The sequence below is a fragment of the Dyadobacter sp. genome, assembly GCF_051859145.1.
Classification (GTDB): domain Bacteria; phylum Bacteroidota; class Bacteroidia; order Cytophagales; family Spirosomataceae; genus Dyadobacter.
On sequence record NZ_JBHYGF010000127.1, the window covers coordinates 1 to 10,075 of the forward strand.

The following is a 10,075-nucleotide window of genomic DNA, read 5'->3' on the forward strand; positions in this document are numbered from 1 at the left end:
AGTACCCAAACTCGCCGCGTACAGAAAGGATTTTTCCGAAAAATCCATTTTCCATTAAGCGCTTTAATTTTAACATACCCGGCAACCAGAGTTTGTCCTGCACCACGCCGTTTTTCAGTCCGGCAGCAGTTGCCAGCTCGTACAACTCCAATGCTTCTTCAGTAGTAGTACCAGTCGGTTTTTCACAATAAATGTGCTTTCCAGCCAGAATAGCTTTTTTCACCGCAGCAGCGCGGCGACCGGTTACCTGTGCATCAAAATAGATTTGATGGTTTGGATCAGACATGACGGAATCCAGGTCAGTAGTGTATTTCTCCACACCTGATTGCTTGCAAAGCGCCTGCAATTTTGATTCGTTTCTGCCCACGAGAATGGGATCCGGCATGATCACTTCGTCTGCCGAAAGTTTTACACCACCTTGTTCCCTGATCGCCTTGATCGAGCGCAGCAAATGCTGGTTCGTTCCCATCCGGCCGGTCACGCCGTTCATGATAATACCGATGTTATGTGTTGTCATTTTATGGCTTTTGGCTGTTAGCTATTAGCAGTTAGCGTTTTGATTTTTATACTGTTTTTAAAAAAGCTTCGGTTATTTCTTTTAGAAAGGTATTCTGGTCTTTGGCCCAATGGATATTTGAAAAGATTTCAACTTCACAGAACCCTTTGAAGCCGGTGGCTTCGACCCAGCCTCTGATTTTCTTCAAATCAATGCAGCCTTCGCCCATTAGTCCACGGTCATTTAGGAGGTCGATGGTATTTACTTTCCAGTCGCAGACGTGATAGGCAAACAAATTCCCCTTTGCGCCGCAACGGGCTATTTCTTTTTCCAAATCTCCGTCCCACCATAAATGGTATACGTCCACCGCAACTCCTACAAAAGGTGACTTGAAGTATTCGGCCATATCATTTGCCTGCGCCAAAGTATTGATCGCAGACCGGTCGGCGGCGTACATCGGGTGCAGCGGCTCAATGGCGAGCTTTACATTTAGTTTTTCGGCAAGAGGCAGTATCGCCTGGATTCCTTCCCTGATCTGTTCCCTGGATTTTTCCAGCGACTGATCGGGCGAAGCGCCACAAACGAGCACGATCATCGGCGCGCCCAGTGCAGCGGCTTCTTCGAGTAGCTTTTTGTTATGGTCAATCGCCTGCGCGCGGCCTGCGCTGCTGGTATGCGGGAAAAATCCGCCGCGTACGTAGGAAACAATTTCCAATCCGGCAGATCGGATCAGCTCTCCGGCATGGTGAGGGCCGATCCGCTCAATTGAACTCTGCCAGACGCTTATTCCTTTGACCCCCGCCGCCGCATACTTTTCCACGGCCTCCGCAAGCTCCCAGGGCTTGGTAGTAATGGTATGAATGCAGCACTGGTCGAGTGTTATGTTTTCCAAGGTTTTGTTTTTGTTTTAATGAATGCGTTGTGCCTTCCCTTCGGCCGCCGGGCAGTCGAAGGGCTGCTACCTCACAGCTCCCAGATATGTATAATAAGGCAATTCTTTATTAACCCTATCCAGATACAACGCCACTTCCCGTGCATGGTAATCGCCCCACATACTTGACTCGCCGTTCGGGATTTTTTGTCCTGCCGGAATGTTATCCCAGCCATTTGGACGATGATAAATGGAATGCAAGATCAATCCCTGGTGTGTTGGGTCTGTGGATAAGTAGGGTTCTGCAAAGAGCGAATCCAGCGCAGTCAGGCCGGCTTGCCAGTACTTGTTACCTTCTTCATTTTGGCCTTTCGCCTCCAAATATTTACCCAATCGCAACAAACCCTGCGCACCGATAGCCGCGGCTGAGCTGTCGATTGGTTCAAATTCATTGTAAGGATCAGAAGTGCGGGTGGTGTAGTCGCCCAGTTTGTATAGCTGCGGAGCGCCTGTATCCCAGTAAGGAATGCCATCGGCGGCTGTGTTTTCAATATAAAAGTCGCAGGTAGCTTTCGCGGCTTTCAGGTATATTCTTTCAATTTCTTCGCGTCCGCCAAGTGCGGCAAGTTCCTCGTCGTTGAAGCTGGAAAGCGATTCAAGCTGTTCGGCAAAACCGAGCATTGCCCAGGCTAGCCCGCGCGTCCAGGTTGTAAATCCGGAAAACCCTTGTTGCGAATTCGGGCAGCGGTAGTTGCCGTCGTTTGTATTAAAAACACTCTCGTGCGCCGTGCGGCCCCACACGTCATAACTGTCGCGACCTTCTCCGTAATAAACTGCATAATTGGCGGTCGCGATGGAATGCAAAGTACCACGTTCGAGCAGACTGGTTTTTACATCGTTTTCACCCATTAAACTGTGTCCCATCAAGTGCGACACCATCAATGCACGAACCGACCGAATCGTATCCACAAATAATGAATGCGGCCCGTTGAAAGAATGGATAAAACCCTGTCCATTCTTCGTATTGGTCCAGCGTTTCGCCTGCACAGCTCCTGATATTTTCAGGGCGATTTCATAGAAGTTGCGTTCCCATTCATTTTCAGGAATGCGACCCTCATTCATCAACCTCAAAAGATTGCCATAAGTACTTACATTATTAAATCCGTGATCGTGAACACCGAAATGGCCCACGTGCGAAGCCATATAGCCAACTGTTTTCTTTTTAGCTGAATCCAGGAAAGCAGTATCGCCGGTTGCATCAAACTGCAAAACTTCGGCACCATATTGAAATCCCTGCGTCCATTCCGTCCAGCCTCTGAGCGTGTATTTTCCATTTACTGTAAATACCGGCGTGCCTTTTGAGTTATCGTACTCTTTGTTAATAAGGTTGATTTTCTCCGCGGAAACCTGCCAGAGCCGGTCCAGTTTGGATTGAAGTGATGCGGCGGTAAGGTCGTTCCTGATCTGCATAGTATCCTTATAGTATTATTTAGTATTTTATTAATAGGATAATACAAAGATATTCTGGCCAAAAAACCTGATCAAGGTACAAATCGGCTAATGGATGGTACTTTTCCGAACTTGCTCGCGGTATTCGTTTGGGGTAAGACCAGTTTTCTTTTTGAAAATCCGGCTGAAATAGGAGGGGTCGTCGAGGTGAATGTGATAGGCTATCTCTTTGCTGCTCAGACCAGTAAACACGAGTAGTCGCTTGGCTTCAAGCAGCAATTTGTCCAGTATATATTCCTGAGAAGGTGTTCCCAGGTACTTTTTAGTGATTTTACTTAAATAGTCGGGAGAGACTGAAAGTGCATTGGCATATTGCTGGACTTCATGTATCTGCAGGAAATTTTTCTCGACCATTTCCTGAAACCGACCGACCAGCTCCGGGATAGGCTGTGCAGCTGACTCTTCGGGCTGCGCATTCTGCTGACTTAGCAGCGCACATTTTTGTAAAAAAACACCGAGGTACCTGCCGATCAGCGCCTGATCTGCTTCATTGCTTAAATGATCAGAAACCATATTTTCCAAGATATTATGGAAATACCGCTTCTCCGAATCTGATAACGTGATAATCGGCTGGCGCCGCGCTGGCTGGAAGAATGTATATTGGGAAAGCGGCTGGCTGACAGGATTATAAAAATGGTAGAAGTCCTCGGAAAAGGCAACTATAAAGCCTTGAAACGAACTGGAAAAAGTAAGCAAATGCACCTGGCCGGGCGTAAGAAAATGCAACCCTGCACCTAATACATTATAAGAACGAAAATCAATCTCGTGAAACCCCCGGCCTTCTTCCACAAACAGGATCTCGTAGTAAGTGTGTCTGTGGGGCGTGTCGGTTGGTAAGGGAGTGATCGGGAGCGGGATCGCGAGCTCCTCATTGATCTCCACACTGTTTTTGAAGCGGAATATTTTTAATGCAGAAACCTGACTTGGTGTTTTCGGCAGGGAGTGAACCGGTATTGCGTCTGACACGGGAATCATAATCTACTTTTTCAGTTGCTACAATGTTTTAAGAAGCCCCGGAATCACTAAAACTACCAGCAGCGGGAGTTTTTTGAAATCGCTGGTGACATTTTTATAGTTTACTTTGTTGGTATTGACACTAGTCTACAACCACAATTCCATTTCAAGGTGAACCAGGAAACCAAGAGCGGCCAGATATTCGATCTTCCTACATTAAGACGTCTATATGCATTCGTTCGCCCTTACCAGCGCCAGTTTTATTTATTGATAGGGATCATCCTGCTCAATGCATTGCTGGCACCTCTTACGCCGCTGCTTATTAAATACACCATTGACACGCCCATTGCAAACGGTGATTTCCAGCAACTGACAATTATGCTGATCGTGATGGTGGTTGTTACTATTTTTCAGGGTGTTGCGCAGTTTTGGAACACTTATATGTCGGGTTGGCTGGGGCAGTTTATCATACGTGATATCCGGGTGCAGCTTTATCAGAAAATCATTGGTTTAAGATTAAAGTTCTTTGACAATACGCCAATCGGCCGGCTCGTAACACGTACGATTTCCGATGTTGAAACACTATCCAATGTGTTCAGTGACGGAATGGCGGCGATCGCCGGGGATATCCTGCAATTGATACTGATCATCGCCGTGATGTTTTATACCGATTGGAAGCTGTCCATTATCAGCTTGTCGATGATCCCGTTGATGCTGATCTGTACCTATATATTTAAGGAAAAGATCAAGGATTCATTCAATGAAGTGCGGGCGGCAGTATCTAACCTCAACTCGTTTGTGCAGGAACATTTAACGGGAATGGGCATCGTGCAGATTTTCAGCAGCGAGGATATTGAGTATAAAAAATTCAGGGAAATCAATAAAGTGCACCGCAATGCGAATATTCGGTCTATCCTTTATTATTCCATTTACTTTCCGGTAGCGGATGTAATCGCCGCTGCGGGTACTGGCCTGGTGGTTTGGTATGGATCAAAACAGATACTGGACAGCGAGGTTACTTTTGGTACTGTCACCGCATTTGTGATGTTTATCAACCTTTTCTTCCGCCCGATCCGACAGCTTGCGGACCGTTTCAATACTTTACAAATGGGAATTGTGAGCACAGACCGCATTTTGAAAGTGCTTGACAGTGATGAATATACCTCCAACGAAGGCACTTATGATCCTCCGATGATAAAAGGTAATGTCGAGTTTAAAAATGTCTGGTTTGCCTACAATGAGGAAGAATATGTTTTAAAGGATATTAATTTCAAAGTAAATGAAGGTGAGACCATCGCGCTTGTCGGCGCCACGGGTGCAGGGAAATCGTCTATCATTAACTTACTAACACGTTTTTACGATATCAACAAAGGGAACATTTATGTAGATGGCGTGGAGGTGCATGATTATGAACTGAATGCATTGCGCAGGTACATCGGCATTGTATTACAGGATGTTTTTCTTTTCTCGGACACCATTGAAAACAATATCCGTCTCGGCGACTCTTCCATTACCCACGAAAAAATAGTGGAAGCGGCTAAACTGGTGGGCGTACACGATTTCATCGAGCGGCTGCCGGGCGGTTACAGCTACAATGTCATGGAGCGCGGAGCTACATTGTCAGTGGGTCAGCGCCAGCTGATCTCGTTTGTCCGCGCGATGGTTCACGAGCCGAAAATCATTGTCCTTGATGAAGCTACCAGCTCGGTAGATAGCGAGACAGAAGAATTAATCCAGCACGCCATCGAAACACTAATGAAAGGCCGCACCGCCATAGTCATCGCGCACAGGCTATCGACGATTCAGGAAGCGAACAAGATCATTGTGGTTGATAAAGGCCGCATTGTGGAAGAAGGGAATCACGAGCAGCTCCTGGAAAAGGAAGGAGCTTACGCGAATTTGTACCGGATGCAGTATAAGGAGGTTTTGAAGATTGGAGCTTAAAATGTTGTCACCCTGAGCGGCCCGGTCCGCTCAGAGTGACAAACGTGGTTGTGCTCAAGGTGACATAGCCAAGAAGTCACCCAGACAAAAAGAAAAAAGGGGCTTTCGCCCCTTTTTCAATTCCTCCTTCCCGTGTCCAATGGAATCGGTGGCGGGCCGATCAGGAATTCGTCTTCTGCGCTTCTTCCCGCGGGTGTACTATCGCCTTCGATGCCCAGCGAATCGATTGAACTTGGCAGGTACAGCGTGGGGCAGTTATAGTTTTTGGTAATCTTAAAACTCGGTTTCGGGAATGGGCCCGGCTCGTAGCCGATTGATTTGTCGCGGTATACCTTTTCTAAAAAGCTCCCCACGATTGGTAATGCAGTTTTGGCACCTTCTCCCAGGTTTGTTGTCCGGAAGTGAATACTCCGATCGTCACCACCAACCCAGGCGCCTACCACCAGGTCGCGGGTAATGCACATAAACCAGCCGTCGGAGTTATTGGATGTAGTTCCTGTTTTTCCGCCCAGCTCATTTCCGTTACGGGTTACATCAAATTTCCAACGGATGCTGCCGGAAGTACCGCCGGGCTCTTCCACACCGGCCTTTAGCATTTGCACCATCAGGAATGCAGACTCCGGCCGGATCGCCTCGCGGTGCTCTGCCTGAAATTCCTCGATTACTTTTCCATTGCTGTCTTCAATTTTAGTCACCAGAATGGGTTGTGTGTAGGTTCCATTATTTACAAAAACACTGTAAGCGGCTACCATATCATAAAGCGACACGTCAAATGGACCCAAGCCAATGGAAGGTAACCCTTTCAGCGGAGTAGTGATGCCCATTTTCTTGGCATATCTGGCCACATTATCCGCTCCCACCTGGTCCGTCAGCTCTGCCGTAACCGAGTTAATGGATTGTGCCAATGCGCGGCGCAATGTCATGCTCGCATAAGAAAAAGTGCCAGTTGCATTGCGCGGTCTCCATTCCTTTTGCTCGCCGTCTTCCATATAAATCTTCTCAAAAGGCTTGTCGACAATCTGATCGCACGGGGTCATATTGTACGTCGTATCGTCAATTGCGGTAGTATACACGAAGGATTTGAATGTTGATCCCGGCTGCCTTTTGCCCTGCTTTACCGCATCGTATTTGAAATAATTGTAATCCAAACCACCCACCCAGGCTTTGATCTGGCCGCTTTGCGGGTTCATCGCCATCATACCTGCACGTAAAATCCGCTTGTAGTAATCCAGCGAGTCCATTGAACTCCAGTACTTCTTCATTTCACCACTGTTTTTCCAGTCGTAGACTGTCATGGTGTCTTTTTTATTCAGGTAATAATTGATGCTGTCCGGATGGTTCGGGAATTTGGCGGCGAGCGATTTGTATTTGCTCGTCCGTTTTACCACATTTTGAAGGAAGTCGGTGATCTCCTTGCCTTGTTCATCTACCCAGGGATTCTGATTGCGCCAGTGATCTTCAAACACGCGTTGCAGCTGCTTCATCTTTTGTGTCATCGCCTCTTCGGCTTTTTCCTGCATCCGCGAATCAATCGTTGTATAGATTTTCAGACCGTCGGTATAAAGGTCGTAGCCATTTTCGTCACCCCATTTTTTTACAAAATCAACAACCGCATTCTTGAAATAATTAGCATTGCCGTCGTAAGGTGTTTCAAATTTGGTTTTCAGCTCAATAGGTAACGCGCTTATCGAATCGGCGGCTTTTGAACTGATATACCCATATTTCTCCATTTGCGCGATTACCACGTTCCTGCGTTCCAGCGAGCGTTTCATGTTGCGGATCGGGTTGTAAGTGGTAGTCGCTTTTTGCAACCCCACCAAAACCGCCGATTCCTGTACATTCAAGCTGTCCGGCGATTTACTGAAATACGATTTTGCAGCTGTATTAATCCCGTAAGTATTGTTACCGTAATCGACCGTGTTGAAATACATGGTCAGGATTTCTTCCTTGGTGAAGTTCCTTTCCAGTTTAATGGCAGTGAGCCATTCTTTTGTTTTATATATTAAAATACTGAAACCGGGAATGTAGCTCAGTACGCCGCGGGCTCCCGATTTTCTTGTTTTGAATAGCTTTTTTGCTAGCTGCTGTGTGATCGTACTGCCTCCCCCGCGATCTGTCGCGCCGGTCATAATGCCCATTGCCACGCTGGCCATTGCTTTGTAGTCAATTCCTGAATGTTTGTAAAAGCGCACATCTTCGGTCGCTATCAATGCTTTCACCAGGTTTGGAGAAATCATTTTATAGGTTACTGGAGTGCGGTTTTCGGTATAGAACTTACCTATCATCACACCGTCTGCCGTGTATATCTCCGAGGATTGGGCAACTTTCGGGTTTTGAAGATCTTCAACGCTCGGCATACTCCCCATCAGCCATAGAAAATTGGTTTCTACGCAAAAAATGTAGAGAGCAAATGTGAGAAACCCGTACACGAAAGTTTTCCAGACAAACATAATCGGCCGGTAGAAACGGGAGTTGGTATCCACATTACGTTCCCACCAGCTGCGCAGGGATCTTTTGTTTTGACGATAGGAATTGAAGAGGTTATCAGCACGTTTTTTGCCGGTAACCAATGAGGTAAGCTTGTATGCGATACGGTTGATGAGTGTGGCAATGAATCTGAAGACTGCCTTTATTTTGTTAAAAAACGATCGGATAACTTGCATCAAACGTTATGGTTCGTAAGAATTCAAAGATAAGAAAAGCCGGACATTTATGATTGTGTCCGGCTTTTACGATGATACTATTCGGCTTTGTTGAATTTCAATGCTGCGCCGTTCATGCAATATCTTAGTCCTGTTGGCTTTGGACCGTCATTGAAAACGTGCCCCAAATGTCCGCCGCAGGTCCTGCAAACAACTTCTGTCCGGATCATACCATGACTTTTATCGACGATTTCCTCCACACTCTCCTTTGCCACAGGCTGGAAGAAGCTCGGCCAGCCCGAACCTGATTCATATTTCGTTTCGGAGCTGAACAACGGTGTACCACAAGCTGCACACACGTAGGTACCCTCTTCCTTGTTATCATTATAGGGATGTGAAAATGGGCGCTCGGTTCCTTTTTCAAACAGCACAAAACACTGTTGTCCAGTTAATTCCTGCTGCCATTCTTCTTTTGTTTTCTGTACTTCTCTCATTTTATCCGGATTTGAAGATATGTTACGTTTAGAAAAATTGTACCACATCATACGTAACGTAAGACAGCCCTTTATCGTTTAGAAAAAATGCGTCTGATCCATGAATCTTCGCGTGGCCAGCATTGGTTTGGCGACTCAGGCGGGCGGCGGAAAAGGCCGGCCGAAATCCCGAAATAAAGATTAAATGCTTTTGGGTTGCCGATGTTCAACAGTCCAGTCAGATGATCAGTGCCAATCCACAAAGGTCCCGCACGCCCGGCCAGCCCGATTGCCGGTGATCTGTACCGGTTCATCAAAGATACAGGGACAGACAATTCATACCATTTATGCTCAATACGCGGGGTTACCGCCAGGAAAGATTCTGCTTTCATGCCGAATGCACCCTGACTGATCAGGTTCTGAACCCACAGGCCGCTCACATAAATTTTTGACTGAACATGGTAATCAACGCTCGCCTGAAACGCCATTGGTAACACCGACTTGAAATTGGGCGCCATCGTTTGGCCTCCGTCAAGCGAAGAGTTAATCGCATTAAATAGCCCCTCTGATCCCTGCAGTTTCTGAAATGAATCAAAGCGAAATTCTTTATTCGTAGTGTGTGTTTCCTGTTGCAGCAAATAAGCCGGGTTTTTGAAATGTACCCAGCCAATGTCCGTCAGCGAAACCGCGACGCGATAGAGATACTTGTTCTTGGAAGGATCACGTTTGCGCTCGCCTCGCTCCGTGTAGGAGTATTTGTTAATGTCAGGACGATACTCGTACACCGCGCCGATATCAAATCCCCAGCCGCTTCCCGGAGGTGCACCGCCCAGCAGCCAGGCTGGTGAAGGCTTGATATTCTGAAAACCTTCATCACGGGTAATTGCATATTTTACGTTGATCTGCTGGACATTAATATACCGTCGCCTATTCTCATAAGCTTCGTCAGGCAGGATATTATAGGCAGAGTTATCAATAATCGCGTGTGCATTATAGAGCCCGATTAGTCTTTTTACGGTGAATCCTACTTTCAGGAACTCTGTTTCATTATCTACCACAATCCCACCGAGTGTAAGTGCCACCTCGCCCAATGCATTGAAATGTAGCTGGCCTGACTGGTTTGCGAAAGTAGTTTCCTGAAGATCTTCCAGCTGCGCCGTTTTGCTGATCAGCCTTGCCAAAGGCT

The 10,075-nt window shown here is 46.8% G+C and carries 8 protein-coding genes; 1 reads left to right on the forward strand and 7 read right to left on the reverse strand.

Annotation, left to right across the window (positions count from 1 at the left end; all coding sequences use genetic code 11):
* The 4 genes from ACTIE6_RS09130 to ACTIE6_RS09145 form a co-directional block, all read right to left on the reverse strand.
* Nucleotides 1-517 (reverse strand): Gfo/Idh/MocA family protein (locus ACTIE6_RS09130; protein WP_439556345.1); only part of this gene is annotated, 517 nt, incomplete at its 3' end.
* Between the two features lie 46 nt (nucleotides 518-563).
* The gene (locus tag ACTIE6_RS09135; RefSeq protein WP_439556346.1) at nucleotides 564-1,388 is read right to left on the reverse strand and encodes a sugar phosphate isomerase/epimerase family protein; all 825 of its coding nucleotides are present in this window, start codon (nucleotides 1,386-1,388) and stop codon (nucleotides 564-566) included.
* 66 nt (nucleotides 1,389-1,454) lie between these two features.
* Nucleotides 1,455-2,837: a glycosyl hydrolase gene (locus tag ACTIE6_RS09140; protein WP_439556347.1), complete on the reverse strand. Its 1,383-nt coding sequence runs from the start codon at nucleotides 2,835-2,837 to the stop codon at nucleotides 1,455-1,457.
* Between the two features lie 87 nt (nucleotides 2,838-2,924).
* Nucleotides 2,925-3,851: a helix-turn-helix domain-containing protein gene (locus ACTIE6_RS09145; protein ID WP_439556348.1), complete on the reverse strand. Its 927-nt coding sequence runs from the start codon at nucleotides 3,849-3,851 to the stop codon at nucleotides 2,925-2,927.
* A gap of 150 nt (nucleotides 3,852-4,001) precedes the next feature.
* Here ACTIE6_RS09145 and ACTIE6_RS09150 point away from each other — a divergent pair, with 150 nt between their 5' ends.
* A complete protein-coding gene (locus ACTIE6_RS09150; protein ID WP_439556349.1) occupies nucleotides 4,002-5,774 on the forward strand; it encodes an ABC transporter ATP-binding protein in 1,773 nt (590 codons plus the stop codon).
* Between the two features lie 116 nt (nucleotides 5,775-5,890).
* Here the strand turns inward: ACTIE6_RS09150 and ACTIE6_RS09155 are convergent, their stop codons facing one another.
* The 3 genes from ACTIE6_RS09155 to ACTIE6_RS09165 all read right to left on the reverse strand — a co-directional run.
* Nucleotides 5,891-8,437, reverse strand: a complete 2,547-nt coding sequence (locus tag ACTIE6_RS09155; RefSeq protein WP_439556350.1) for a penicillin-binding protein 1A — start codon at nucleotides 8,435-8,437, stop codon at nucleotides 5,891-5,893.
* Between the two features lie 77 nt (nucleotides 8,438-8,514).
* On the reverse strand, nucleotides 8,515-8,910 hold the full coding sequence (msrB, locus tag ACTIE6_RS09160; RefSeq protein ID WP_056283273.1) for a peptide-methionine (R)-S-oxide reductase MsrB: 396 nt from the start codon (nucleotides 8,908-8,910) through the stop codon (nucleotides 8,515-8,517).
* Between the two features lie 71 nt (nucleotides 8,911-8,981).
* Nucleotides 8,982-10,075: DUF5723 family protein (locus ACTIE6_RS09165; protein WP_439556351.1), on the reverse strand; the 1,094-nt coding region annotated here is incomplete at its 5' end.